A 25,061-nucleotide genomic window follows, 5' to 3' on the forward strand; every position below is an offset into this window, starting at 1 on the left:
GTCAGGCGTCTTCCAGCACCGGCTCCTCGGCCAGATTCTCCCGGTAGCGCTCCGCCTGGAGGAGCGTCAGACCGCTCACCAGCACGGCCTCGCCGCGATAGACCGTATAGGTGCCGTCATGGGTCGGCTTCACGCGAATCACGTTGGACATGGCTGTCACCTTGTCAAAGGAGGTTAATCGCGAGTTGATTTGGAACGAGCCGGAACCTTAATCCGCCGTTCAGACTACGCAAGTGATTGGCCGGAGATATTCAGTATTTCGATCCCGCATCGCAGCGACGACGCCTGAGGAAAGTCATCCGCGGGCGAAAACCGCAACGTCCTCAACGAACCGCTACGCTTGCACCGCAGCACCGATGGCGGGGGATGACGGGGGATGACGGACTTGCCGATCGTGCGGCTGGCTCTGCCCGGGTTGCGTGGGACCGGAAGCGATTCGCGGATCCGCCTCGTCGACGGAGGAACCGCCTCTACCGGCCGAGGGTGGATTCGAGGAAGTCGCTGATCTTGCGCAGGTAGGCCTGGAGCCCTTCGACCTCCGCCTCGGCCTTGCGCACCTGGCGCCGGGCCTCGTGGGCGGCCTGTTCGGCCTCGCGGCGCGCCATCTCGGCCTCGCGCGCCCGAAGCTGGGCCTCGCGCGCCAGCAGCTCCGATTCCATGGCCTGACGCCGCCACTCGGCCGCCTCGGCGCGGGCCTGGGTCAATTCGACCTCCCGTTCGGCCCGCTCCCGGTGGGTGAGGACGATCAGGTCCCGGGCCTGGGCCGAGATGCTGTCCACGCGCCGATGCAGGAGCCGGATGGTCTCCATGCTGCGCTCGACCAGCCGCAGGGTGGTGGCGCCGAGAACCGAGCTTGGGGGCGCCGCCTCGTAGGGCACCAGCGCCTGCGAGCGCGACAAGTCCCGAACGCCCTCGCGCGCGGCCTCCTGCGCGACCGCAGGGGCCAGGGCAGGAGCGAGGGCAGGAGCGAGGGTCTGGGCGTCGGCGTCCTGAAGGACGACCATCGGGGCGAGCACGGTGCCCATCAGCGGCGATCGAGCAGGGGAGGCGGCTGCGGACATGGTGGCACGGACCCATTTTCGGGAGGGTCGAGCGCGCGGGGCGGAGTGGCCTGGCGCGGTTCAACGGGAGCCGGTCGGGACCGGACCGGGGCGAACAGGATCAGGCGGCGGAACTCGTGGCCTGCGCCGCCGGCGGGGCGGCCTTGCGGGTGAAGCCCTCCACCACGGCATCGTGCAGGCGCGCCAGCCATTCCTCGGCCTCCTCGGCCCGGCGCTCCGCCTGCTCGGCCCGGGATTGGGCGGCGGCGACCTGCGCTTCGAGAGCCGAGGCCCGCTCCAGGGCGCGCGCCACGGTGCGCTCGAGCTCCTGTTCCAGTTCGGCCGCCCGCTCCTCGCTGATGCGGATCGCGGCCGTCGCCTCGTGGATGAGATCGAGGGAGGCGGACCAGTCCCGTCGCGGGCCAGCCTCGGCGCCGGGCGTCACGTCCCGCATCGCACCGGGCTTCGCCGGCTCCGTGGGCTGAGCCGGTTCGGGCGTGCCGGCCGGACGATGCGGCGTCGGCAGGCTGCGCATCAGCCAGGCCCCGGCGGAAGACGTCTCTCGGTCGCGTAGCGCGGTCTCGGACATGGCTGCTTTCCTGCGCGGGGTGTGCTCGCGCGGCATCGCGGTGGGGTGGAGGAACGGGTCGAGCGGGAGATCCGCCCGGCCGATCGACCGGCGGGCTTACTTCTCGGACGGGGGCGTGAACGGTCGGACGTTGCTGACCTCGGCGGGGGCAGAGGCTTGGGTTTGCGCCTGAGTTTGGGCGGGCGCCGATTCGGATCGCGCCCCGGCCTCCTCTCCGGCGAAGTTGCGGGCGGAGCGCCGCAGGGCCTCGTGCTGCTTCTGGAGCGAGACCCGGCTCTCGCGGGCGATGTCGAGGGCGCCCTGGGCCAGCTTCCGCTCGGAGCGCTCGTGCTGCAGCTCCTCGATGAGACGATGATTGACGGTCTCGAAATCGGCCCGCTCGACCTCCTGGCGATGGACCAGATGGTCGATCCGGTCGGACAGGCTGGAGACGCGGCCGAGCGCCTGTTCGAGGGCCGCATCCTTGGCCGCCATCGCCTTGGTCAGCATCTCGCAGCGATGCTCGAATTCCGAGCGGGCGCGCTGCATCTCGAGGAAGCGCTCGGTCTGGCGGGCGAGATCCGCCTGGGCGCTCTCCAGGCGGCGGTCGAGGGTCACCCGCTCGATCAGGGCCTCCTTGAGCCCGCGCTCGGCCGAGCGGCCGGCCTCGTCGCGCTCGCGCAGCTGGTTGCGCAGCTGCGCCAGCATCTGCTCGGTGCTGGCGAGGCGGCTCGTGCTCGCCTCCGCCCGCATGGCGAGGCTCGCGCGCTCGGTGCGATGATTGGCGACCTCGGCCTCGTACTGGGCCTCGGCTTTCTGCGCGGCGGTGACCTCGGCGGCGAGCTGCTGCTCGACGTTGCGCAGGGCGATGCGGCCGGCTTCGGCCTGCGTCTCGAAGTCCTGCGCTCGTGCGATCAGCTCGGCCAGCTGGGCGGCCTGGGCCTCGCTGAGGGTCTGGAGCCGCAGATTGTCCCGATCGAGGGCGTGGCGGCTTTCGCGCAGGTCCTGCAACTCGCTGTCCGAGCGGGCCAGCGCCTGATCGAGGGCCTTGGCCTCGCCTCGCAGGGCCTTGCTCTCGCCCTGGAGGGCGCGGGTCTGCTCGGTCTCGGCAAACAGGCGCCGCTCCAGGTTCTCGACCTGCAGGGTCTTGTCGCGCAGGGCGAGGCGCACTTCCTCCGCCGCGGCGTCGCGGGCCTGGAGGCTGGTTTCGAGGTGGTGCAGCTGGATCTTGGCGGCCGACACGTCGTTCGTGGCCACGGCGAGCCGGCCCGTCGCATCGGCGAGGTCGCGCCGCAGGGTCGCGGCATTGGCCTGCTCGACGCCCAGCAGCGTCTCCAGCTCGGCCGTCCGGACCTTGGCCCGGGGCAATTCCTCGGTGATCGCCACGATCGGCACCAGGAGGGCCGAGAAATCCGATTGCAGCGACTTCAGGTCGTCGAGCCGCTCGGACATCTCCGCCACGCGGAAACGCAGGCTCTCGTTGTGCTGTCCCAACGAATCCAGCGACAGGTCCTCGCCATGAGGCTCAGGCTCTGAATTGTCGACTTCCTCACCGACCCGCAGAAAGGGTGTCGTGAGTATTGGAGCGCGCAACATCGCATCCGTCTGCTCGGGAGACTGCGTCTTGGTCTCACCGGCGGTAAACTTACGGAGCGAGATCCAGCTCATTTCTGTCGTCCATCCCCATCGCGGATCTGCCACGACATAAGGTGATCAAAGTTGCAATTTGCCAGCGCTGTCAATCACGTCAAACCGGATGCGTTAGCAAAATTTTAACGTATGGCTTTTGTGGCGCATGAGGCGCTCGAAGCGCGAACGCTCGGATCGACTTCGTCGATACCAGCGCGAATCTGCCAACCCGCGGGCGAATGCGCAGCGCGGGCGTCGAACATCCAGCGGCGCGCGACGGTGCGGGGCTGGGTCCAGGGCTGGGTCCGGGGCCGGGTCCGCCGCGACGGCGGGGCAGGATTTCGACCCGTCCCCGGCGTCATCGATGGGGCCGGAATCACGCAAGCGTGATGCGTCCACGGAATGACCGGGGCGGCCGCAGCGCAGGCCCGGCGGGCGCAGCGGGTCAGGCTTCGTCGGACTCGGGGTCGGTCGGGCCTGGGAGCGGGGCTGCAAGGCGGCTGAAGTCTCCCCAGGCCTCGCGTGCCGCACGCCAGTCGTTCAGGTTGTCGAGGGGCAGTCGGACCTCCACCACGAGGTCGTCGTCCAGCAGACCCGGAACGATGTCGGTGGTGGCGCCCGGGAAGGTGGCGACGACGATGGCCTGGATACGCCCGAGGCGCGCCATCTGGTCCGCCGTCGGCTCGACGATGATGTGTTTGATGACCCGGATCATGCCCGCTCATCGCACGAGGGAGACGAGTCCGTCAGCCGGACAGCTTGTCCTAGTGGCCGGACGTCTGCTTCGCCGCGTGCCGGCGCAGGTCGAGCCTCATCGCGGCGCGGACGACAAGAGAACCGTCAGGGGAAAGTTGTTGGCGCGCCCACGGGGAATCGAACCCCGGTCTGATCCGTGAGAGGGACCTGTCCTAACCGCTAGACGATGGGCGCGGATCGGAGGGAGGGGCGCGGTCATCGCTGCTGCGATCCGTGCTTCCCGGCCGATGGGCGATCGTATAGCGAGGGTCGCGCGACGCCACAAGGGCCGAAATCGCCTCCGCGTCGCCCAAGCGACATTTTGAACCTCGGAAACGCCGCTTGTCGGGAAAGGAACACCTCGTGTCGGGACAGGAACACCTCGGGCCGGGACAGGACCCGGTTTCGGGACAGGACTTGCTGGATCTCGAAGCCGAGGATCTGGATCACGACGCCCTCGATCAGGACTCCCTCGATCAGGACGTAACCGGCGAGCGCCGCGCGACGATCGCGGAACGCCGCGCGACGATCGGGGAGGAGGCCGCGACCGAGCGCCTCGACCGCGCCCTGGCGCGGATCTTCCCCGACGTCTCGCGCTCGCGCCTGCAGGATCTCGTCAAGGCCGGGCAGGTCCGCCGCAACGGCGCCGTCAGCCTGGACCCGTCCGTCAAGGTCGGCCCCGGCACCGAACTCGCCGTGACCATCCCCGAGGCGGTGGCGCCGGAGCCGCGCGCCGAATCTCTCGACCTCGTCATCGTGTACGAGGACGACGACCTCATCGTCATCGACAAGCCGGCGGGCCTCGTCGTCCACCCGGCGCCCGGCCATGAATCCGGGACCCTGGTGAACGGGCTCATCGCCCATTGCGGCGATAGCCTGTCGGGCATCGGCGGCGTACGCCGGCCGGGCATCGTCCATCGCCTCGACAAGGACACCAGCGGCCTGCTGGTGGTGGCCAAGAACGACCTCGCCCATGCGGGGCTGACTGCGCAGTTCGCCGATCACGGCCGCACCGGCCCGCTCGAGCGGGCCTATCTGGCCCTGGCCTGGGGCGTGCCCGAGCCGCGCGTCGGGACCATCGAGGCGAATCTCGCCCGCAGCGTCCGCAACCGCGAGAAGATCGCGGTGGTGCGCGGGGATGGCGGTCGCCACGCCATCACGCATTACCGGGTGGAGACGGTTCTGGGCACCGAGGCCCCGGTGGCGGTGGTGCGCTGCATGCTGGAGACGGGGCGCACCCATCAGATCCGCGTGCATCTGAGCCACCGGGGCCATCCGCTCCTGGGCGATACGGTCTATGGGGGTGCCTTCAAGACCAAGGCGAGCCGGCTCACGCCGGAGGCGCGCCTGGCCCTCGACACTCTGGGCCGGCAGGCCCTGCATGCCAGCGTGCTGGGATTCGCCCATCCGCGCACCGGCGAGACCCTGCATTTCGAGAGCCCGCTGCCGCCCGACATGACCGACCTGATCGCGCAATTGAGCGCAAAACGCTGAGCTTCGGCCCGTAGCGGCATGGCCACAGTCAAGCCGGTGCGGGCGTGCGCCAGGACACGGCGGGCTGCGGCCATTCGTGTCATCACAGACCCAACCGAGGTCCCGCGCGTTGAAGACGAACTCGCCCTGCGCGTCGCCTTCCCGAATCCCCCGGTTTCCCGCTAGACTAGGGAATCGGACGGTCGGCTCAAGGGAGCGGCGGTTCGCCCGGACCGCCCCGCTGGGGGTCCTTTCAAGGAGGTAAGATCATGGCCGGCGCATTGCCAGTGCTCGCCACCGAGGGTGGCCTCTCCCGCTACCTCGACGAGATCCGCAAGTTCCCGATGCTCGAGCCGAACGAGGAGTTCACGCTCGCCAAGAACTGGCGCGAGAAGGGCGACCGGAACGCCGCGCATCGTCTGGTGACGTCCCATCTCCGCCTCGTGGCCAAGATCGCCATGGGCTATCGCGGCTACGGGTTGCCGATCGGCGAAGTCGTGTCCGAGGGCAATGTCGGCCTGATGCAGGCGGTCAAGCGCTTCGAGCCCGACAAGGGCTTCCGTCTGGCCACCTACGCCATGTGGTGGATCAAGGCGGCGATCCAGGAATACATCCTGCGCTCGTGGTCGCTCGTGAAGATGGGCACCACCGCCAACCAGAAGAAGCTGTTCTTCAACCTGCGCAAGGCCAAGGGTCGCATCTCGGCGCTCGACGAGGGTGACCTCAAGCCGGATCAGGTCGCCCAGATCGCCGTCAAGCTCGGTGTGCCCGAGCAGGAGGTGATCGACATGAACCGGCGCCTGTCGGGCGACACCTCCCTCAACGCGCCCCTGCGCGAGGAGGGCGAGGGCGAGTGGCAGGACTGGCTGGTGGATAACAGCCCCAGCCAGGAGACCGTGCTGGCGCGCGAGGAGGAGGGGCAGAACCGCCTCTCGGCCCTGCGCGACGCGCTCTCGGTGCTCAACCCGCGGGAGCGCCGGATCTTCGAGGCCCGTCGCCTCGCCGACGATCCGATCACCCTGGAGGACCTGTCCGGCGAGTTCGGCGTCTCGCGCGAGCGCGTCCGCCAGATCGAGGTCCGGGCCTTCGAGAAGATTCAGGAAGCGGTCAAGCGCAACCTGGCGACCCGCGAAGCTCCCCGGGCCGAGTTGCACGCCTGAGGCGGTCCCCGCCGTCGCATGGATTTCGACAGGCCCCCGGCAGCGATGCCGGGGGCCTTTCTCATTTCGGTGGGTCGATGGCGAGGAGGCGTCGTGGCGAGGAGACGAAGCGCCGCGTCAGGCGCCGCGCCGGTCTGATCCGAGAGTCTGTTGTTCGCGTTTGTCGTGTCGGGATAACCGGTCTCCCCTTAATCCCTGACAAACTCTAGCGCCACTGGTCGAAGGCGTTCTGCAGCACCTGGGTCCCGGCGGTCCCCTTCTCGAAAGCCACGATCCCGCGCGGACCGGAGGCGAACTTGAGGGTGATGTCGAACCAGTTCTTGTGCAGCAGGATGTCGGTGTTGCGCTCGATGTCGTTGGGCAGCGACGAGAGCCCGATCAGGAACAGGTTTTCGCGGACCCGGACCGGCAGACCGGAGACCGGGGAGCCGCGCGCACCCTCCTCGTCCTTGCCCTGGAGCAGGCCGATATCCTGCACGTTGTGGCGCGCGCCGGCCGGGCCGCTCGGCGTGAAGGCGAGTTCGATGGTGTGGGAGGCCGGCAGGGTCGCGTCGAGGTTGCGCCGCAGGGTCATCGCCAGGGTGAGGCCCGCATCCGGAAACTCGGCCGTGGCCCTCACGACGGTCTCCAACGGCTGACCCTGCTCGCCCGGCACGGTGTCGAGGCGCCAGACCACCCGGCCCTGGGTTGCGCTGGGCGCCGCATTGGCGCCGCCGCCGACATTCTCCTCGTAGAGCACCGCCCGCTGGGTCACCGCGAGGTCCGGCTGGGCCTGCGACGGGGCGGCGGGCGTCGGTGCCGTGGGAACGCTCGCCGGGCGACGGGCCGGCGCGGCGCGCTCGGCCGGCGCCGCATCGCCGCCGACGCGGTCGGCGAACTTGGAATCCGCGCCGTCCTGGGCCCCGTCCTGCTGCTCGGTGGCGATCGGCTGGAGGTCGGCCGGCTTGTCGCGCAGGAGGAAGGCGGCGACCGCGATGAGACCGATCACCGCGATCAGGATGCTCCCCACCAGCACGTTGCGCAGGAGGCGGGAGCGGCCGGTGCGCGGACCGACCACCGCGATGCGGGGACGCTGGCGCTGGCCGTTCCCGTCGACCACCAGGGTGTCGGCGGAGGCCTCCTCGGAACCGGGCGTCGGCTCGCCCCCCTCGGCGTCGGCGTCAGGCCCCAGGAAGGGCGGCGTCTTGGACTTGCGCGGCTGGATGCGGACGGGAGGCGGCACCACGTCCGGCGCGGCCGATCCCGCGCCGGGCGGCGGCGCGGGCAGGAACGGCTCCGGCGGGGAACTCGGCGCGACCTCGGGGGATGGTTCCGGTGCGCGCGCGGTTGGCGGGCTCAGGGGCACGCCGAGATTCGGCGGCGGAGCGGGCGGCAGGGTCGCCGCCGGCTCGGAAGATCCTACCTGAGTAGGCCTTGCCTGGGGAGGACGTGGCTCCGGCAGGGACGCTTCCGGCAACGACGCTTCCGGGAGATCGCTCGCATCGTTGGCCGGGCTCGGCAGGAAGGGCTCCGGTTCCGGGGCCGGCGGTTCCGGCTCGGGCGGTGCCGACGCGACGCCGCCATGGTCGCGCTCCAGCCGCAGGATCGCCGCCTCGAGGGCGTTGCGCTCGAGGTCGATGTCGTCCTCGGACAGGGGTGGATCGAGGGAGCGGAGCTGCCCGATCAGGGCCCCGCGCGCCCGCTCGTAGACCGCCTGGCGCAGGGCCAGGGAGCGGTCGGGCATGGCGTCGAGCGCCCGTGCGAGCAGTGGATAATAGTCGGCCATCGTGCCTCAGATCCGCCTTCTCGCCGGCGGCCGGCCGGCCGCGTCGTCCGGCTCTCCCCCGATCGGAGGGACGCCGCGCGGCCGAACGGCCATCGAGACCGCATCATCCCCACGCGATCGCCCGTGCATCAAGCGGAAACCGCCTCAATCCTCGAAGGGGTTGTGCATGAGGATGGTGTCGTTGCGCTCCGGCGAGGTCGAGAGCAGCGCCACCGGCGCGCCGATCAGCTCCTCGATCCGGCGCACGTACTTGATCGCCTGGGCTGGCAGGTCGGCCCAGGAGCGGGCGCCGGCCGTGGTGCCCGACCAGCCCTCGATGGTCTCGTAGATCGGCTCGACCTTGGCCTGGGCCGCCTGGTTGGCGGGGAGATGGTCGACCACCTGCCCGTCGAGGCGGTAGCCGGTGCAGACCTTGATGGTCTCGAACCCGTCGAGGATGTCGAGCTTGGTCAGGGCGATGCCGTCGATGCCGGAGGTCCGCACGGTCTGGCGCACCAGCACCGCATCGAACCAGCCGCAGCGCCGCTTGCGTCCGGTGTTGACGCCGAACTCGCGGCCCTTGGCGCCGATGGTCTCGCCGATCTCGTCGAACAGCTCGGTGGGGAAGGGGCCTTCGCCGACGCGGGTGGTGTAGGCCTTGGCGATGCCCAGCACGTAGCCGATGGCCGAGGGACCCATGCCGGAGCCCGTCGCGGCCTGGGCGGCGACGATGTTCGACGAGGTCACGAACGGATAGGTGCCGTGGTCGACATCCAGGAGGGCGCCCTGGGCGCCCTCGAACAGGATGCGCTTGCCGGCACGGCGCTCGTCGTCGAGGAGCTTCCACACCGTGTCGGCGTAGGGCAGGATCGTCGGCGCGATCGCCTTCAGCTCGGAGAGCAGCGCGCCCGCATCGACCTCGGCGATGCCGAGGCCCCGGCGCAGGGCGTTGTGGTGGGTCAGCACCCGCTCGATCTTGGCCTCGAGGGTGTGCTCGTCGGCGAGATCGACCACCCGGATGGCCCGGCGGCCGACCTTGTCCTCGTAGGCGGGGCCGATGCCGCGCTTCGTGGTGCCGATCTTGAGACCCGCGTTGGAGGTCTCGCGGAAATGGTCGAGCTCGCGGTGCAGCGGCAGGATCAGGGTGGCGTTGTCGGCGATGCGCAGGGTGCGGGGCGAGATCTCGACGCCCTGGGCCTGGAGCCGGGCGATCTCGTCCACGAGGTGCCAGGGATCGACCACGACGCCGTTGCCGATCACCGAGAGCTTGCCGCCGCGGACCACGCCGGAAGGCAGCAGCGCCAGCTTGTAGGTCACACCGTCGACCACGAGGGTGTGGCCGGCATTGTGACCGCCCTGGAAGCGGACCACCACGTCGGCCTGCTCGGAGAGCCAGTCGACGATCTTGCCCTTGCCTTCGTCACCCCACTGGGCGCCTACGACGACGACGTTTGCCATTCACTCAAGACCTGTGCGTGCCCGCGCGAAAGCGGCCCGACCTGTCGGGCGGACCGTTTTCGCTGTCCTCGGGTCTTTCCGCGATCCGTGGGCGGAAATCAAGCAAGCCGCCCGTTCCTGCTTGGATAGGCGGGCTTGATAGGCGGCTCGGATAGGCGACTGGGACGGACGGGTATGACCGCTCAGCGCGCCTCGGTGCCGGGCTGGCGGCCCGGCAGGTCTCCGGGCTTGATCACCGGCATGCCGCCGGGATTCGGATCGGGCGGCGTCACCACCATGCCGGGGGCCGCGTTGCCGGGCGGCTTGATCACGCCGTCGCTCTTCTCGAGGCGATCGCTGAGGGTGCCCTTGTCCCCCGACCCGTTGGTGCCGGGCGCGTTCTGCCCCGAGGAATCATCGGATGGCCGGATCTTGTCCGGGATGGTCTGGTTCGGCGGCGGCAGGGCCGGGTCGGTGTCGCGGCCCTTCAGGGGCGCGTCGGGGGACTGGGCGAAGGCAGCGCCGGCGATCAGGCCGAAGCCGACCGCGAGGGTAAGGATCGAGCGCATAGAATCTCCCTGTCTCGGATGCGAGGTTCGAGGGAGAACAGAGCCGGGTACGGAAGCGTTCCTGCCGTATCGGTCCTGTGATGGGAGGATGATCCTGTGCGGAGGCGAATGCCTCTCGGAGCCGATGCAAAGGTTCGAACGATCATCCGCGTCCCTCTCGCCGCTGCGGGAGAGGGTGGCCCGCGAAGCGGGTTGGGTGCGGGGAAGCACCGGATCCGGAGAGGTCGCCCCCTCTCCCGGTCGCTCCGCGACCACCCTCCCTCGCATTGGGGGGAGGGCCCCGCCCACGCCTCGAAGGGGACGGTCAGGCGCTCTCGCGCGCCATGGCGAGATAGAGTTCGCGCAGGCGCCGGGTGTGCGGGCCGGGGCGGCCCGCGCCGACCGCATGGCCGTCGATCGAGACCACCGGCATCACGAAGGCCGAGGCGCTGGTATAGAAGGCTTCGGCCGCCGACAGGGCCTCGGAGACGCTGAACAGGCGTTCTTCCAGGGCGAGGCCGGCCTCCTCGGCGAGCCGCAGCACCGCCTTGCGGGTGATGCCGGGCAGGAGTGCGGTGGAAAGCGGGCGGGTGACCAGGGCGCCGCCCTTGGTGACGATGAAGGCCGTCGAGGACGAGCCCTCGGTGACGGCGTCGTCCTCGACCATCCAGGCCTCGGAGACCCCGGCGGCGGCGGCCTGCTGCTTGGCCAGCACCTGGGCCAGCAGGGCCACCGACTTGATGTCGCGGCGCTTCCAGCGCAGGTCCGGCACCGTGATGATCTTGGCGCCGGTCTCGGCCAGGGGGTTGGCCGCTACGGTCTTGGCCTGCGTGAACATCATCACGGTGGGCGCGGTGCCGGCCGGCGGATAGGCGAAGTCGCGCTCGTACACGCCGCGCGTCACCTGCATGTAGACCAGCCCCTCGGCGAGGCCGTTGCGGGCGACGAGATCGGTCTGCAGGCCGATCCATTCGGCCATCGTGTGCGGGTTGGCGATGTCGATCTCACCCAACGAGCGGTCGAGGCGGGCCAGATGCGCCTCGTTGTCGACGAGGCGCCCGTCGAGCACCGCCGAGACCTCGTAGATTCCATCGGCGAAGAGGAAGCCCCGGTCCATGATCGGCACGCGCGCCTCGGCGAAGGGCAGGAAGGCGCCGTTGAGGTAGACGATGCGGGCTTGGGACATGGGCTGACCTCTTCTGACCGGGACTACGGGTCTTCGTTGGGACGCACGAACCGTGCGCGGGCGGGGATCAGGCGGCCCCGAACACCCGCGAAAAGATCGTGTCCACGTGCTTGAAGTGATAGCCGAGATCGAAGCATTCCTCGATCTGCTGCGGAGCCAGCGCCGCGGTGACGTCGGCATCGGCCTTGAGGAGCGTGAGAAAGTCGCCCTCGCCGCGCCAGACCGGCATCGCGTTGCGCTGCACCAGGCGGTAGGCATCCTCGCGCGAGACCCCGGCCTGGGTCAGGGCCAGCAGCACCCGCTGCGAGTGGACGAGGCCGCCGAGCTTGTCGAGGTTGCGCTGCATCGTCTCGGGGTAGATCAGCAGCTTGTCGATGACGCCGGTGAGGCGCGCCAGCGCGAAATCGAGGGTCACGGTGGCGTCCGGGCCGATCATGCGCTCCACCGAGGAGTGCGAGATGTCGCGCTCGTGCCAGAGGGCGACGTTCTCCATGGCGGGCAGGGCGTAGCTGCGCACCATGCGGGCCAGACCCGTGAGGTTTTCGGTGAGCACCGGGTTGCGCTTGTGCGGCATCGCCGAGGAGCCCTTCTGCCCCTCCGAGAAGAACTCCTCCGCTTCCAGAACCTCGGTGCGCTGGAGATGGCGGACCTCGATCGACAGACGCTCCACCGAGGAGGCGACGACGCCCAGGATGGCGAAGAACATGGCGTGGCGGTCGCGCGGAATGACCTGGGTCGAGACCGGCTCCGGCGTCAGGCCCATGGCCTTGGCGACGTATTCCTCCACGCGCGGGTCGATGTTGGCGAAGGTGCCGACGGCGCCCGAGATGGCGCAGGTGGCGATTTCCTCCCGCGCGGCGACGAGGCGGGCGCGGTTGCGCTCGAACTCGGCGTAGGCCTGGGCCAGCTTGAGACCGAAGGTGACCGGCTCGGCGTGGATACCGTGCGAGCGGCCGATGGTCGGTGTCATCCGGTGCTCGAAAGCCCGGCGCTTCAGGGCGGCGAGCAGGGCATCGACGTCCTTGATCAGCAGGTCGGCAGCGCGCACGAGCTGCACGTTGAGGCAGGTGTCGAGCACGTCCGACGAGGTCATGCCCTGGTGGACAAAGCGCGCCTCGGGTCCGACGATCTCGGCCAGATGCGTCAGGAACGCGATGACGTCGTGCTTGGTCACCGCCTCGATGGCGTCGATGCGGGCCACGTCGAAGACCGCGTCGCGGCCCTTCTCCCAGATGGTGTCGGCGGCCTCCTTCGGAACCACGCCGAGTTCGGCCAGCGCCGTGGTGGCGTGGGCCTCGATCTCGAACCAGATCCGGAAACGCGATTCGGGCGACCAGATCGCGGTCATCTCGGGGCGGCTGTAGCGGGGGATCATGCGGGCGCCTCGGTCAACGCGTCGGAACCGGCCGTGTGACGGGCCGTAGGGAAGGGCAACGGGATCAGGCGCGCCTAGCATGGGCGGCGACCGCGCTCAACGCACGCCCCCGGCCGGCGCCGACGCCATCCCGCACGAAGCGCGGCGAATTCGAGTTCTGCGGCCCGGAAAATACGGTGCCGAGACGATGACCTGGGGAATCACAAGCCCAGGCACGGCGGGACGGGCACAGGACCAGGCCGTTGCGCCCGATCCGGGCGAGTCGTGGCGGGCGTCCAACCCGTCGCCCCCCCCCGCCGTGCTGTGGTGGAAAAGTGACACGTCACTCTGGAACAGCCGTCTCTGGAATCGATCTAGGATTGATGTCCGCTGTTTATTTGCTGAATGCGAAGAACATGTTGCTGCTCTGTTTCCAGGGGTTCTTAGAACACTTGTAAAACATCAGGCCCCGAATGACGGCCTGGGTCTCTTGCTCGCTGCACACGCCTCCGCCAAGGGACAAAGACGCCTCGCGACTGATTAGCAGGCGCCCAATCAAGAATAGATTAAATACCGTCAGGCGACTGAAGCATGAGCACGACAGCAGGATTACGACTGGCCGCATCCCTCCTGTGCGGAACGGCCCTCACGGCCACCGCCCAGGCTCAGCCGATCGTGCCGCGCGACGGAACGGCCGTCACCCTGGACCAGCTCAGCATCGAGGGCCTGCAGGGCAACACCGTCGGCTACGTCACCCGTGCCACCCGGAGTGCGACGAAAACCGACACGCCGCTCCTCGACACGCCGCAATCGATCACCGTCGTGAGCCGCCAGCAGATCCGGGACCAGAACGTCCAGAACCTCACCGAGCAGCTGCGCTACGTGCCGGGCGTGATCCCGGCCCAGGGCGAGAACAACCGCGATGAGGTGATCATCCGCGGGCAGAAGACCAACGCGGACTTCTTCGTCAATGGCGTGCGCGACGACGTCCAGTACTTCCGCGATCTCTACAACATCGAGCGCATCGAGGTGCTGAAAGGACCGGATTCGCTGATCTTCGGGCGCGGCGGCGGCGGCGGCGTGATCAACCGCGTCCTGAAGGAAGCCGACGGCCTGCGGGTGCGCGAGATCGTGGCCGGCGGCGGCCAGTTCAACCAGAAGCGAGTGGCGCTCGATGTGGGTGACCGCATCAGCGACAGCGTCTTCTTCCGCCTCAACGGCATGTTCGAGGATAGCCAGACCTATCGGCAGTTCGGCGACCTGCAGCGCTACGGCATCAATCCGACGATGACCTTCCTGCTCGGCCCGGCCACCACCCTGAAGCTCTCGTACGAGTTCTTCCACGACGACCGCTTCCCGGATCGCGGCATCCCCTCGCAGAACGGCCGGCCGTACAATTACCGGAACAACACCCGCACGTTCTTCGGCAACCCGGACGTCAACACCACCCGGGTCGATGCCAACATCGCCACGGCGACCCTCGACCACACCTTCGAGTCCGGCGTGCAGATGCGCAACCAGCTGCGCTTTGCCGATTACAACCGCTTCTACGCCAACACCCTGCCGGGGGCGCCGGTCAACGCCGCGGGCACGCAGGTGCCGATCACCGGCTACCGCAACGAGACCGACCGGACCAACTACTTCAGCCAGAACGACTTCACCTACAAGTTCCTCACCGGCACGGTGGAGCACACCCTGCTGGCCGGCTTCGAGCTCGGCTACCAGGAGGGTCTCGCCTTCCGGCAGACCGCGTTCTTCAACACCGGCAACAGCCTCGTGACCAGCGTGGTGGTGAACCCACTCGCGCCGATCACCCGGGCACCGGTGACGTTCCGCAACAACGGCACCACGGACGCCAATGTCCGCTACGATCTCGGTCTGGCCGCGGCCTATGCCCAGGACCAGATCGACCTCAACGAGTACGTCCAGATCGTCGGCGGCCTGCGCTACGACTACTTCGATTTCTCCTCGCAGGGCCGCGCCACCGGCCTGACCAACGAGCGGGTCGACAACCTCGTCTCGCCGCGCGCCGGCCTGGTGATCAAGCCGCTGGAGAACCTCGCCTTCTACGGCAGCTACAGCGTGTCCTACCTGCCGTCCTCGGGCGACCAGATCGGCGCGTTCACGCCGGGTCTCGTCATCGCCAGGCCGGAGGGCTTCCAGAACCTCGAGGTAGGCGTGAAATATGACGTCACCCCGACCTTCCAGGTCACCGGCGCGCTCTACAACCTCGACCGCACCAACCAGCGACTCAACGACCCGAACAACGCGGGCTTCTTCATCCTCTCGGGCAGGACCAACACCCAGGGGGCCGAGATCGGCGCCAACGGCTACGTCACCGATTGGTGGCAGATCGCCGGCGGCTATGCCTTCACCGATGCCCGCATCGACAGCAACGTCTCGACGACCATCGTGAAGGGCAACACCGTCGGGCTGGTGCCGTTCAACAGCATCTCGCTGTGGAACAAGTTCGACATCACCCGCGAACTCGGCATCGGCATCGGGGTGATCCACCAGACCCACACCTTCGCCACCTCCGACGATTCCGTGCGGCTGCCGAGCTACACCCGCTTCGATCTCGGACTGTTCTACAACATCACCGAATCGGTCCGCGCGCAGGTGAACATCGAGAACCTGTTCGACCGGCGCTACATCTACACGGCCGACAACAACCAGAACCTCACGCCGGGCGCGCCGCGCACCATCCGGGCGCAGATCGTCGCGCGGTTCTGACGGTCACGCGGCGGGTGGACTACTCCACCCGCTGCCAGCCCGGCCCCATCAGCCGCTCCTGCGGGGTGAAGCGGGCCTTGTAGTCCATCTTGCGGGAGCCCTCGACCCAGTAGCCGAGGTAGAGATAGGGCAGGCCGAGATCGGCCGCGCGGCGGATGTGATCGAGGATCATGTAGGTGCCGAGCGAGCGGTTCGCCTCGGCCGGATCGTAGAACGAGTAGACCATCGACAGGCCGTCGGCGAGAACGTCGGTCAGGCACAGGGCCACGGTCGGGCCCGCGCCGCGCCCGTTGATCGCGGTGTCGGGTCCGCGCCGGCGATACGTCACCAGATGGGTGTCGACGTGGCTGTCCTCGATCATCATGGCGTAGTCGAGCACGGTCATGTCGACCATGCCGCCGTCGCCGTGGCGGGCATCGAGATAGCGCCGGAACAGCGCGTACTGCTCGGAGGCCGGCCGATTGGGCTCCGGCGTGCCGACGAGGTCGGCGTTGCGCTGGAGGATGCGGCGCTGGCTGCCCGAGGGCTGGAAATCGGCCACCACCACCCGCACCGAGATGCACGCGCGACAGGATTCGCAGGCCGGCCGGTAGGCGATGGTCTGCGAGCGGCGGAAGCCCCCCTGCGTCAGGATCTCGTTGAGGTCCCGGGCCCGGCGGCCGACGAGATGGGTGAAGACCTTGCGCTCCTCCTGACCCGGCAGGTACGGGCACGGCGAGGGCGCCGTCAGGTAGAATTGCGGGGTGTCCCGGGAATGGCTCGTCACGCTTGTCTGTCGCTCGCCGCGCGAGGGGGCGCCGCGGCCCCCAAGACTTGAGTGTATCCGCAACGCGGGCGGGCTCAACACCCCCCTGAGGCGTCCGCGACGATTTCGTATGAAACCCGTCGGATCTCGCGATCCGACGCTGTCCCGGAGGGGCTCAGCCGGCCCGCACCACGGCGAGCCCGAGAAGCAGGTCGTGCCCGAGGCGCCGGTCGGCCCGCACGAGGCCGATACCAACATCCAGCATCCACAGCAGGAAGGCCGAGGCCACCGCCACGTAGAACAGCAGGGCGTGGATCGCCGCCGTGAGGTAGTCCACCCGGGTGCCGCTCTCGGGAGCCACGACGCGCAGTCCCATCATGCGCATGCCCCAGGTGCTCTGGGCCGCGCCCCCCACCGTGATCGCGCTGTAGAGGATGCCGCTCGCCGGCAGGACGGCGAACAGGGTCCAGCCGAGGCCGAAGGTGAGCACGCCGATCACCGTGATCGCCAGGGTCAGGAGGGCGGTGAAGCCGAAGATGAACAGGATGTCGAGGAGGTAGGCGACGAAGCGCGCGCCGAGGCTGCCCCGGACATAGGGGATCGGGAATTGGGGGGCGTAGCCGGTCTGAACGCGATCGGCGTAGGGGCTTTGCGTCTCGCGCATGGGGCGCTCCTGGGTGTCGCCCCCGAGCGGAGGCGGCGGACATCTCAGGCGAGAGATGGGCGTGGCCTGCGCAACTCTCAAGATCGGCGTTTTCAGGGCGCCGCGCGGCCGGCCGGCGAGGTCCGCACCCCCGGATCGGCGACGGCCGCCTCCGGGGTGTCGAGGTAGTAGTGGCGCAGGAGAAAGAGGCGGGCACCGTTGACCGGGCCGGTCTCCGTGGCGAGGCCGAGCAGTTCGGCTCCGGACCCGAAGCTGCAGGTGACCCAGCGCTGGCGCGCCGCCTGACCGGGCCGGCCCGCCACCGCGTAGTCGACCCGCACGTCGTCCAGAGTCGCGCCCGTGCCGATGCGGAGCAGTTTCACCTCGGTCTCGGGGGGCGCCAAAGCGGGCACGACGCGCCGGCAGATCTGAGCGCGCTGGCGATCGACCGAACTCTCGCAGGCACCGAGGCTCACGAGCAGCGCAAGCCCCAGCGCGAGAACGCATGGCCTCACGTGCATGTCCTCACGCGCCGGCGCGCAGCCGCTCGGCGACCCGCAACGCGTAGTAGGTGAGGACGCCGTCGGCGCCGGCGCGCTTGAAGGCCAGCAGGCTCTCGACCATGGCGCGGTCGCCGTCGAGCCAGCCGTTGCGGGCGGCGGCCTCGATCATCGCGTACTCACCCGACACCTGGTAGGCGAAGGTCGGCACGGCGAATTCGTCCTTCACCCGGCGGATGATATCGAGATAGGGCAGGCCGGGCTTCACCATCACCGAATCGGCGCCTTCGGCGAGGTCGAGGGCGACCTCCCGGATGGCCTCGTCAGAATTGCCCGGGTCCATCTGATAGGTGCGCTTGTCGCCGACCAGCGCCGCCTGGGTGCCGATCGCATCCCGGAACGGACCGTAGAAGGCGCTGGCGTACTTGGCCGCGTAGGCCATGATCTGGACATCGCGAAATCCGGCCCGGTCGAGCCCGGCCCGGATGGCGCCGACGCGCCCATCCATCATGTCGGAGGGCGCGATGATGTCGGTGCCGGCCTCCGCCTGGATCAGGCTCTGCTCCACCAGCAGGGCGACGGTCTCGTCGTTGAGGATGGCGCCATCCTCGAGGAGGCCGTCATGGCCGTGGCTGGTATAGGGATCGAGGGCGACGTCGGTCATCAGGCCGAGTTCCGGCACCGCCGCCTTCACCGCCCGCACCGCCCGGCAGACGAGGTTGTCGCGATTGAGCGATTCCGAGCCGGTGGGATCGCGCAGGCCGGGCTCGGTGTAGGGAAAGAACGAGATCGCGGGAATGCCGAGGCGGGCCGCCCGCTCGGCGTCGCGCACCACCTCGTCGACGCTGAGGCGCTCGACCCCCGGCATCGAGGCGATGGGCTCGCGCCGGCCGGTCCCCTCGATGACGAAGAGCGGCCAGATCAGATCGTCCACCGTCAGCGTATGCTCGCGCACGAGGCGGCGCGACCACTCGGCCTTGCGGTTGCGGCGCGGGCGCTGGGTGATGCCGAGGCCCGGCGCGCGGGCGGATTCCTGTGCCGTCTCGACCGCCAGGGGACGCGGGGTCGCTGGTGCGTGGGTCATCGTGCTCGAACTCGATGGGGCCGGGCCACGGCCCGGGCGGAGGGCCACGGGCCTATCACATCCCCAAAAGCCTTCGAAACCCGCATTGCCGACGCAGGGATGCGGGGGCAAGCCCATGGAGGACCGCATCGTGCACAAGCGTGGCCCGAACCCCGCCGAGCCTGCCAAAGGGGCGCAGCGCCCGGCCCTAATCCTGCAGGTCCAGCTTGCGGCTCCAGTCGCGATATTGCTTGCGCCAGGTTTCGGGGGGAGTCTCGGCCATTCGCTGCAACAACGCGACGCGGGATCGGGACCACTGCCGAACCCGAAAAATCCCGCGAACCCGAAAAATCCCGAGCACGAAGGACGCAAGCATCCCGCCGATCCCCCCGGAGACGAATTTCGCGACATCCCAGCGCAAAACAAATTCGTTCGCCTCGGGACCATGGGTCACCATCATCCCGCAAGCGACGACAAGGCAGATGACCAGGAGACGGATGGAATCGTTTGCGATCAGGGTGCAGAGCGTGAGCGAACTGTATTTCATCGCAAGACTCGCGCGAGAGGACCGGCAACGTCAGGCGTGAGCATATCGCTCATGGGTGAGAGATTTCCGACCGGAACCGGTCCCATCCACCGTCCCGCCGCAGGGGTCGGCGGTTCGCATGTCCTGCCGCCTTCGTCACGTCGCCCGCGCCCAGGAGCAGCAATTGACGTCGCGCGCCAAAACCTCGTCTAAACAGGCCCTCCCGTGAGGGGGACGATGGCGACCGAGGCACCGGACAGTCCGGGGCAGGCGGCCCGGCCCGGACCGACCCGGGCGAGGCGAAACGGCCCTGAGCCAACCCGCAACGGAGCGTTCGAGCGATGAGACGACCGATGAGACGAGGCTTCGCGTGCGCGGCTTGACCAAGATTCCCGGCCCCCGCGAAATCCGCGGCCGCAACGTCGAGGGCGGCGGCGACCGGATCGAGCGGTCCTCGCAATTTCCCCGCACCGGCTGGGACGTGGTGCTGATCTGGTTCATGCGCGCCGTCGCCCTGTGCTGGCTGACGAAGGCCGTGGTCACCTGGGCCAGCATCCTCGACGTCATTCCGGGTTTCAGGCCCTTCGAATCGGAGTCGATCGGGCGCCAGAGCGTGATCGTCTATTTCGCGGTGCTCGACCCGATGGCGGCGGTCGGCCTCTGGCTCACCAGCGCCTGGGGCGGCGTGGTCTGGCTGCTGGCCGCCACCAGTGGGTTGACGCTCGCAGTCCTGACTCCGCAACTGCTGCCGGTCGCGACACCATACTTGGCAATACAAGCGGGAATTATTGCGGTGTATTTTATCTTTTCCTTCCTGGCGGCGCGAGAAATCCGGTAAACGACCGGTTACGGGATTGGTTTCATCTTGTATTTACCCAGAGAGGTAAATCGCAAATTCATCCTATCGCTTAAACCGTCTTTCACCTGCGGCGCTCTAGGTTGGCTTCATGAGCGGTGGCAAAGAACACCGGCCCTGAAGCATCGATACCTGATGAGGCCCATGATGAAGTCCCAGGCTGCGAAGGTTAGCAAGACCAACACCGCTCCCGAGACCGCCCCGGCACACGGCTCGTATCTGGAGGCCCTGCACCTCGTCGAGCGCCTGCATCGCCGCCTCCTCGACGTGATCAAGGACGAGTTCGAGCGCCGCGAGCGCGAGGACGTCAACAGCGTCCAGGCCCTGCTCCTCTACAACATCGGCGACAAGGAGCTGACCGCGAGCGAGCTGCGCACCAAGGGCTACTATCTCGGCTCGAACGTCTCCTACAACGTCAAGAAGCTGGTCGAGGCCGGCTACCTGCACCATGCCCGCTCGAAGACCGACCGCCGCTCGGTCCGCATCAGCCTCACCGACAAGGGCCGCCAGGTCCACGACATCATCCAGACCCTGTACGACAAGCACGCCCGCACCATCCAGCCGATCGGCGGCATCTCGGACGACGATTTCGGCCGCCTCAACACCGCGCTCACCCGCCTGGAGCGCTTCTGGACCGACCAGATCCGCTACCGCCTCTAGGCCACGCCTCCGGCCGGCACTCTCCAGTCTTTCCTTCCTGTTGTCGGGATGACCGGTTTCCACGGATCCCCGACAAACTTCAGGCGCCGGCCTGTTCGTGGGTCTCCTCGCCGGCGGGCTTGCCGTCGTCGCGGGCGCGGTGGAGCATGAAGATCGCCAGCACCATGGTGAGGATCAGTCCGGCGAGGACGCCGAGCTCGATCATCGAGGCCTGGAACAAGGCCTGCTTCTCGGGTGACCAGTCCTTGGCGTGGGTGATCTCCGACGATTGCAGGGTGATCACCAGCACCCGCCGGATCGACGCGATCAGCCCGACGATCAGGAACGGCTCGCAGGTCAGCTTGCCCGAGCGCATCGACACCCGCACCGTGTGCAGGATCTCGATGAGCATCAGCAGGAACAGCAGACGGTCCACCACCTCCAGGATCTGATCGGCACCGCCGAGGCTGCGCAGCGCGCTCCAGGTCAGCTGGGCGGCATCGATCAGGGCGACGAGGGCGGTGAGGGCGAGGAGCGCGCCGAGCGCCGCGTAGATCGCGTGCTCGGTGTGGAGGAAGATGAAGCTCGCCGCGCGCGTCAGCCGGCCCTGATCGTCCCGCTCGTCGGACATGGCGCGCTCTCCCCCGCGTGATTGTCCCGATCAGACAGGATCGGCGTCCGGGCGTCCAGGGTGCTCCCCGGTGAGAATCGGCCCGCCACGGGCCATGAATCCGGTCGCTCCGGTCACGAAGGCGTGGGGCAGGCCGGGGGCCGGCCGGCGCCCACGTCGCGCGTCCCGGTCACAGCATATCCTCCACCCGGATCGGCAGGGCGCGGATGCGCCGGCCAGTGGCATGGAACACCGCGTTGGCGATGGCCGCGTTGACGCCGATGATGCCGAGTTCGCCGAGCCCCTTGAGTCCGAGGGGATTCACGGTGTCGTCGGGGTCGGGCACGAACAGCGCCTCGATCTCGGGCGCATCGGCGGCGGTGGCGACGAGGTACTCGGCGAGGTCGGCGTTGCGGTAATGGCCCCGGTCGAGGATGGTCTCCTCCAGCAGCGCCGAGCCGAGCCCCCAGATCATGCCGCCGGTGAGCTGGCTCCGGGCAGTGAGGGGGTTGAGCACGCGCCCGGCCGCGAAGGCGCCGAGGAGGCGCGCCACCCGGATCTCGCCTGTCTCGGCATGAACCTGCACCCGCGCGAACTGTGCCCCGAAGGCCCAGGATACGGCTTGGCTGCCCGCACCGGTGCCCAGCGCCATCCGACCCGATTCGATCGCCTCCAGGGCTTCGGGACCGGAGCCCTCGGGGGTGAAGGCCGCAACGGTCTCGATCCCGCCCGGGTCGAGGCCGGCGACGAGCATGTCCAACGGGCAGGCGCGCCCGTCCGGCGCCGCGAGGCGGCCGGACTCGAGGCGAAGGCTGGCGGGATCGGCTCCGGCCAGCGGCCCGGCCACGGCGGCTTCGGCGAGGCGGACCCGCAGCGATTCGCAGCCCTGCGCCAGGGTGTGGAGCAGGCTCGTGGTGGTGGACGAGCCGCCCGACAGGCCGGCGGCCGGCAGGTCGGTGTCGCCGAGGCGGACCGTCACGGCCTCGGGCAGGAGGCCGAGCCATTCGGCGGCGCCGAGCGCCAGGAGAGTGGTGATGCCGTTGCCGATCTCATGGTGGGCGCTGGCCACGGTGGCGCGTCCGTCGGGTCCGAGGCCGATCCGCATCGTCGCGGGGGCGATCTTCACCGGGCGCACCGAGGCGGCGCAGCCGAGGCCGATGCGCCAGGGGCCGTCCCGCATCCGTCCGGGTTCCGGGTCGCGCTCGGCCCAGCCGAAGGCTTCGGCGCCGGCTTCGAAGCAGGCCATCAGGGGGCGTGAGGAGAACGGCTTGCCGGAGATCGGATCGGTCAGCGTGTCGTTGCGCCGGCGCAGCGCGATGGGATCGAGCTTGAGCGCATGCGCCATCTCGTCGACGGCGCTCTCCAGGGCGAACAGGTAGGGCACCTCCGGGGGCGCCCGCATCGGCCCCGGCGTGTTGCGGTCGACCCGGGCGGCGCGCTCGTCGGTGCGGACATTGGGGCAGGCATAGAGGCTCGCGGTGACGTCGGTGCCCTCCATGGCGAAGGGGTCGAAGCGCGAGGCGATCACCTCGGCCTCGTGCACCAGGGCGGTGAAGCGCCCGTCACGGGTGGCGCCGAGGCGGATGTCGTGCCGGGTCTCGGGCCGGTAATTGGCGATGGTGAAGCAATCGCGCCGGCTGGGCACCAGGGAGACCGGCCGGCCCAGGGCGCGGGCCGCGAGAGCGACCGGCGCGGTGTATTGGGCCAGGGCGAACTTCGCGCCGAAATGCCCGCCGATCAGTCCCGCCACCACGCGGATGTCGGCGGGGTCGAGGCCGAGCTGGGCGGCGAGCCCGTGCCGGACCGCGCCGATGTAGCGCGAGGGTTCGTAGACGGTGAGGCGCGGGCCGTCCCAGGCGCAGGTGGTGGTGAACAGCTCGATCGGGTTGTGGTGCTGGATCGGCGTCTCGTAGCGCGCGGCGACCGTGACCTCGGCCGCAACCAGGGCCGAGTCGGCGTCGCCGCGGCGCGGGTCGTGGTGCTTCGGCTTGAGATCCGCGAGCCGCACCGTCTCGGAGCCCGGTGCATCGAAGCCGTCGGCGAAATCGTCGCGTCGATAATGCACGACCGCGCGGTCGGCCGCCTCGCGGGCGGCCTCGACGGTGTCCGCCACCACCAGGGCGACGATCTGGCCCGCATACGCGACGGCATCCGAGTCCAGCGGCCGATGCCCGCTATTGGCATGGCCGCCCGCCATCAGGTGCTTCACCGAGCGGATCGCGCCGGCGAAATCCCGGTGGGTGAAGATGCGCAGGCAGCCCGGGACCGCCTCGGCGGCGGCCAGATCGAAGCCGGTGATCCGCCCGCGCGGGATGGTGCTGGTGACCAGGGCCGCGTGGGCGAGGCGCGGCAGCCGCGTGTCGGAGGCGTAGAGCGCGACCCCGGTGACCTTGGCGGCGCCCTCGACGCGCGGATGGGGCCGGCCGAGCGGGGAGGGACGGTCGCGCGCGTCGGTCGGTCTCCCCATCGGGTTCTCGCTTCCCATCGGGTTCTCGCTTCCCATCGGGTTTTCCTCGCCTGCCGCGAGGAGAACCGGCGGGGGCACCGCCGCGGTCCAGGGCGCGACCCCGAGTCGCTCAGACATCGATCGCTCAGACCGAAGTCGCCCGGACCGAAGTCGCTCCGGCAGATGTCGCCCGGACAGAAATCGCCCGAGGCGCGTGTCCCGCCGGCCTAGCCCTTCCAGTTCTTCAAGGCCCCGAAGGGGCTGAGCGCGGGATCGGCAGCCGGCGGATTGAGCACCGGTTCGACCTGCGCGATGGCGTCCGCCAGGGAGAAGGCCGAGCCGCTGGTCAGCTTGCCGCCGGCCGCATCCTTGTGGCCGCCGCCGCGGAAGCGCCGGGCGCCGTCGAGGGCGGTCTCGTTGTTCGAGCGGAACGACATGGTGCCCGCCCGCTGCACGTTGAGGACGCGCTTGGCCCGGCCGCTCTCCATGATGAGGTCGGAGACGCGCTGGAAGGTGCCGGAATCGAGCCCGAAGGACATCAGCGTGCCGTCCGACAGGGGGTGGAACAGGTCCGAACGGGCCAGCACCCGGGCGATTCGCATGCGGGTGGTGAGGCTGCGGTCGTCGTCGGGCGCATCGGCCAGATAGGCGTCGAGGATGGCCTTGCGCAGGGCGGGCACCTGCCCCTCGATGACGGCCGGGGTGGCGCCGTCGCCGAGGAGGCGCGCCACCCCGAGGAGGAGGTCGCCAACGAAGCGGTCGTGCCAGGGATGGCCGATCGGCACCAGGTTCGAGACGTTGTCCCAGAACACCTCGTCGAGGCTGAGGCCGATGCGGAACTCGGGACGGTCCTTGCGCCAGAGATCGACGGCATCGACCGCCGTCACCAGCGCGCCGAGGATCGGGTCCTCGCCGGTCTCGCGGGCCGCGTAGAGCGCCCGGTGCTCGTAGGCCATGCGGGTGGCGCAGCGGGTCTCGTCGATCAGCACGACGACGTCGGGGTCTTCGAGATCGAAGCGCAGCAGACCCGGCACCTCGGCATCGGCCTGCGGCGCGAGATCCTGCGCCCGCATCTGGTCGACCGACGAGGCGTGGTGATCGAGCACGATCAGCTTGTGGCGGGCCTCCGGCTCGCGGCGACGGTTGAGGGCGGCGAAGTTGCGGATGAAGGTGACGGCCACCGCCTCGAGGCCGAGGTCGGTCATCAGGATCATCTCCGGCACCGCCACCTTGCCGAGGCGCTTCAGCTCGGTCTCGACCACGGGGCCGACATCGGAATAGCGCGGCACGTGGACGATGCGGGCGACGTCGACGAACTGGCCCACGACGGTCGAGGCACCGTAGCCGTCGAGGTCGTGGTGGGTGATCTGGGTGATGTTCAAGAACCTGTCCTCGGGCGAATCGCGAAGCCGGCGCTTCGGCTGTC

Annotated in this window: 23 protein-coding genes and 1 tRNA gene; 5 read left to right on the top strand and 19 right to left on the bottom strand. The window is 69.2% G+C overall.

What is annotated here, in order from left to right:
* Window position 1: 1 nt before the first annotated feature.
* The 6 genes from ACV7NL_RS13195 to ACV7NL_RS13220 form a co-directional block, all read right to left on the bottom strand.
* Window positions 2-151 (bottom strand): hypothetical protein, encoded by a 150-nt coding sequence (locus tag ACV7NL_RS13195; protein ID WP_200935808.1) that lies wholly within the window; start codon window positions 149-151, stop codon window positions 2-4.
* 319 nt (window positions 152-470) lie between these two features.
* On the bottom strand, window positions 471-1,061 hold the full coding sequence (locus ACV7NL_RS13200; RefSeq protein WP_463355918.1) for a hypothetical protein: 591 nt from the start codon (window positions 1,059-1,061) through the stop codon (window positions 471-473).
* 100 nt (window positions 1,062-1,161) lie between these two features.
* Window positions 1,162-1,629, bottom strand: a complete 468-nt coding sequence (locus ACV7NL_RS13205; protein ID WP_056480370.1) for a hypothetical protein — start codon at window positions 1,627-1,629, stop codon at window positions 1,162-1,164.
* Window positions 1,630-1,725: 96 nt separating this feature from the next.
* Window positions 1,726-3,276, bottom strand: a complete 1,551-nt coding sequence (locus tag ACV7NL_RS13210; protein WP_463355919.1) for a chromosome partitioning protein ParA — start codon at window positions 3,274-3,276, stop codon at window positions 1,726-1,728.
* A 406-nt stretch (window positions 3,277-3,682) separates the two neighbouring features.
* Entirely contained in the window at window positions 3,683-3,952 is a 270-nt protein-coding gene (locus ACV7NL_RS13215; protein WP_056182816.1) for a hypothetical protein, read from the bottom strand.
* 140 nt (window positions 3,953-4,092) lie between these two features.
* A tRNA-Glu gene (locus ACV7NL_RS13220) sits at window positions 4,093-4,167 on the bottom strand.
* 312 nt (window positions 4,168-4,479) lie between these two features.
* On the opposite strand from ACV7NL_RS13220, the gene ACV7NL_RS13225 reads away from it, so the two are divergent.
* Both ACV7NL_RS13225 and rpoH read left to right on the top strand, forming a co-directional pair.
* Entirely contained in the window at window positions 4,480-5,466 is a 987-nt protein-coding gene (locus ACV7NL_RS13225) for an RluA family pseudouridine synthase (RefSeq protein ID WP_463357124.1), read from the top strand.
* A 248-nt stretch (window positions 5,467-5,714) separates the two neighbouring features.
* A complete protein-coding gene (rpoH, locus tag ACV7NL_RS13230; protein WP_056182819.1) occupies window positions 5,715-6,605 on the top strand; it encodes an RNA polymerase sigma factor RpoH in 891 nt (296 codons plus the stop codon).
* A 205-nt stretch (window positions 6,606-6,810) separates the two neighbouring features.
* Here rpoH and ACV7NL_RS13235 read toward each other — a convergent pair whose 3' ends face one another.
* From ACV7NL_RS13235 to purB, 5 genes are all read right to left on the bottom strand, one after another.
* Window positions 6,811-8,370, bottom strand: coding sequence for a histidine kinase (locus ACV7NL_RS13235; RefSeq protein WP_463355920.1), 1,560 nt, complete (start codon window positions 8,368-8,370; stop codon window positions 6,811-6,813).
* Window positions 8,371-8,514: 144 nt separating this feature from the next.
* A complete protein-coding gene (locus ACV7NL_RS13240; RefSeq protein ID WP_056182826.1) occupies window positions 8,515-9,807 on the bottom strand; it encodes an adenylosuccinate synthase in 1,293 nt (430 codons plus the stop codon).
* A gap of 182 nt (window positions 9,808-9,989) precedes the next feature.
* The gene (locus ACV7NL_RS13245; RefSeq protein ID WP_056182829.1) at window positions 9,990-10,355 is read right to left on the bottom strand and encodes a hypothetical protein; all 366 of its coding nucleotides are present in this window, start codon (window positions 10,353-10,355) and stop codon (window positions 9,990-9,992) included.
* A 304-nt stretch (window positions 10,356-10,659) separates the two neighbouring features.
* On the bottom strand, window positions 10,660-11,520 hold the full coding sequence (locus ACV7NL_RS13250) for a D-amino-acid transaminase (RefSeq protein ID WP_056182832.1): 861 nt from the start codon (window positions 11,518-11,520) through the stop codon (window positions 10,660-10,662).
* Between the two features lie 67 nt (window positions 11,521-11,587).
* Window positions 11,588-12,895, bottom strand: a complete 1,308-nt coding sequence (gene purB / locus ACV7NL_RS13255; protein WP_463355921.1) for an adenylosuccinate lyase — start codon at window positions 12,893-12,895, stop codon at window positions 11,588-11,590.
* A gap of 570 nt (window positions 12,896-13,465) precedes the next feature.
* Between purB and ACV7NL_RS13260 the strand changes: the two genes are divergently transcribed.
* Window positions 13,466-15,607, top strand: a complete 2,142-nt coding sequence (locus tag ACV7NL_RS13260) for a TonB-dependent receptor (RefSeq protein ID WP_463355922.1) — start codon at window positions 13,466-13,468, stop codon at window positions 15,605-15,607.
* Between the two features lie 19 nt (window positions 15,608-15,626).
* Here ACV7NL_RS13260 and ACV7NL_RS13265 read toward each other — a convergent pair whose 3' ends face one another.
* The 5 genes from ACV7NL_RS13265 to ACV7NL_RS13285 all read right to left on the bottom strand — a co-directional run bounded on the left by ACV7NL_RS13265 (window position 15,627) and on the right by ACV7NL_RS13285 (window position 19,105).
* A complete protein-coding gene (locus tag ACV7NL_RS13265) occupies window positions 15,627-16,373 on the bottom strand; it encodes an arginyltransferase (RefSeq protein ID WP_463355923.1) in 747 nt (248 codons plus the stop codon).
* 154 nt (window positions 16,374-16,527) lie between these two features.
* A complete protein-coding gene (locus ACV7NL_RS13270; protein ID WP_056182987.1) occupies window positions 16,528-17,016 on the bottom strand; it encodes an RDD family protein in 489 nt (162 codons plus the stop codon).
* Window positions 17,017-17,108: 92 nt separating this feature from the next.
* On the bottom strand, window positions 17,109-17,510 hold the full coding sequence (locus ACV7NL_RS13275; protein WP_244476802.1) for a hypothetical protein: 402 nt from the start codon (window positions 17,508-17,510) through the stop codon (window positions 17,109-17,111).
* A gap of 10 nt (window positions 17,511-17,520) precedes the next feature.
* Entirely contained in the window at window positions 17,521-18,579 is a 1,059-nt protein-coding gene (hemB, locus tag ACV7NL_RS13280) for a porphobilinogen synthase (RefSeq protein ID WP_056182851.1), read from the bottom strand.
* Window positions 18,580-18,766: 187 nt separating this feature from the next.
* A complete protein-coding gene (locus tag ACV7NL_RS13285; protein WP_463355924.1) occupies window positions 18,767-19,105 on the bottom strand; it encodes a hypothetical protein in 339 nt (112 codons plus the stop codon).
* A gap of 349 nt (window positions 19,106-19,454) precedes the next feature.
* On the opposite strand from ACV7NL_RS13285, the gene ACV7NL_RS13290 reads away from it, so the two are divergent.
* Window positions 19,455-19,922 (top strand): DUF6163 family protein, encoded by a 468-nt coding sequence (locus ACV7NL_RS13290; protein ID WP_056182856.1) that lies wholly within the window; start codon window positions 19,455-19,457, stop codon window positions 19,920-19,922.
* Window positions 19,923-20,087: 165 nt separating this feature from the next.
* Window positions 20,088-20,600 carry a transcriptional regulator LdtR gene (gene ldtR / locus ACV7NL_RS13295; RefSeq protein WP_056182990.1) on the top strand — a complete coding sequence of 171 codons (513 nt, stop codon included), beginning with the start codon at window positions 20,088-20,090 and terminating at the stop codon, window positions 20,598-20,600.
* Between the two features lie 79 nt (window positions 20,601-20,679).
* Here the strand turns inward: ldtR and ACV7NL_RS13300 are convergent, their stop codons facing one another.
* From ACV7NL_RS13300 to ACV7NL_RS13310, 3 genes are all read right to left on the bottom strand, one after another.
* The gene (locus tag ACV7NL_RS13300) at window positions 20,680-21,210 is read right to left on the bottom strand and encodes a phosphate-starvation-inducible PsiE family protein (protein ID WP_056182859.1); all 531 of its coding nucleotides are present in this window, start codon (window positions 21,208-21,210) and stop codon (window positions 20,680-20,682) included.
* 169 nt (window positions 21,211-21,379) lie between these two features.
* A complete protein-coding gene (locus ACV7NL_RS13305; RefSeq protein ID WP_463355925.1) occupies window positions 21,380-23,773 on the bottom strand; it encodes a xanthine dehydrogenase family protein molybdopterin-binding subunit in 2,394 nt (797 codons plus the stop codon).
* Window positions 23,774-23,862: 89 nt separating this feature from the next.
* On the bottom strand, window positions 23,863-25,017 hold the full coding sequence (locus ACV7NL_RS13310) for a dimethylmenaquinone methyltransferase (RefSeq protein WP_463355926.1): 1,155 nt from the start codon (window positions 25,015-25,017) through the stop codon (window positions 23,863-23,865).
* Window positions 25,018-25,061: the final 44 nt, after the last annotated feature.

This window comes from Methylobacterium sp. Ger2507, from assembly GCF_055231875.1.

Excerpts from the sequence above, each read along its gene's own strand:
- ACV7NL_RS13195 (WP_200935808.1), bottom strand. The coding sequence starts at position 151 with ATGTCCAACGTGATTCGCGTGAAGCCGACCCATGACGGCACCTATACG.
- ACV7NL_RS13200 (WP_463355918.1), bottom strand. The coding sequence starts at position 1,061 with ATGTCCGCAGCCGCCTCCCCTGCTCGATCGCCGCTGATGGGCACCGTG.
- ACV7NL_RS13205 (WP_056480370.1), bottom strand. The coding sequence starts at position 1,629 with ATGTCCGAGACCGCGCTACGCGACCGAGAGACGTCTTCCGCCGGGGCC.
- ACV7NL_RS13210 (WP_463355919.1), bottom strand. The coding sequence starts at position 3,276 with ATGAGCTGGATCTCGCTCCGTAAGTTTACCGCCGGTGAGACCAAGACG.
- ACV7NL_RS13215 (WP_056182816.1), bottom strand. The coding sequence starts at position 3,952 with ATGATCCGGGTCATCAAACACATCATCGTCGAGCCGACGGCGGACCAG.
- rpoH (WP_056182819.1), top strand. The coding sequence starts at position 5,715 with ATGGCCGGCGCATTGCCAGTGCTCGCCACCGAGGGTGGCCTCTCCCGC.
- ACV7NL_RS13235 (WP_463355920.1), bottom strand. The coding sequence starts at position 8,370 with ATGGCCGACTATTATCCACTGCTCGCACGGGCGCTCGACGCCATGCCC.
- ACV7NL_RS13240 (WP_056182826.1), bottom strand. The coding sequence starts at position 9,807 with ATGGCAAACGTCGTCGTCGTAGGCGCCCAGTGGGGTGACGAAGGCAAG.
- ACV7NL_RS13245 (WP_056182829.1), bottom strand. The coding sequence starts at position 10,355 with ATGCGCTCGATCCTTACCCTCGCGGTCGGCTTCGGCCTGATCGCCGGC.
- ACV7NL_RS13250 (WP_056182832.1), bottom strand. The coding sequence starts at position 11,520 with ATGTCCCAAGCCCGCATCGTCTACCTCAACGGCGCCTTCCTGCCCTTC.
- purB (WP_463355921.1), bottom strand. The coding sequence starts at position 12,895 with ATGATCCCCCGCTACAGCCGCCCCGAGATGACCGCGATCTGGTCGCCC.
- ACV7NL_RS13260 (WP_463355922.1), top strand. The coding sequence starts at position 13,466 with ATGAGCACGACAGCAGGATTACGACTGGCCGCATCCCTCCTGTGCGGA.
- ACV7NL_RS13270 (WP_056182987.1), bottom strand. The coding sequence starts at position 17,016 with ATGCGCGAGACGCAAAGCCCCTACGCCGATCGCGTTCAGACCGGCTAC.
- hemB (WP_056182851.1), bottom strand. The coding sequence starts at position 18,579 with ATGACCCACGCACCAGCGACCCCGCGTCCCCTGGCGGTCGAGACGGCA.
- ACV7NL_RS13285 (WP_463355924.1), bottom strand. The coding sequence starts at position 19,105 with ATGAAATACAGTTCGCTCACGCTCTGCACCCTGATCGCAAACGATTCC.
- ldtR (WP_056182990.1), top strand. The coding sequence starts at position 20,088 with ATGAAGTCCCAGGCTGCGAAGGTTAGCAAGACCAACACCGCTCCCGAG.
- ACV7NL_RS13300 (WP_056182859.1), bottom strand. The coding sequence starts at position 21,210 with ATGTCCGACGAGCGGGACGATCAGGGCCGGCTGACGCGCGCGGCGAGC.
- ACV7NL_RS13305 (WP_463355925.1), bottom strand. The coding sequence starts at position 23,773 with ATGTCTGAGCGACTCGGGGTCGCGCCCTGGACCGCGGCGGTGCCCCCG.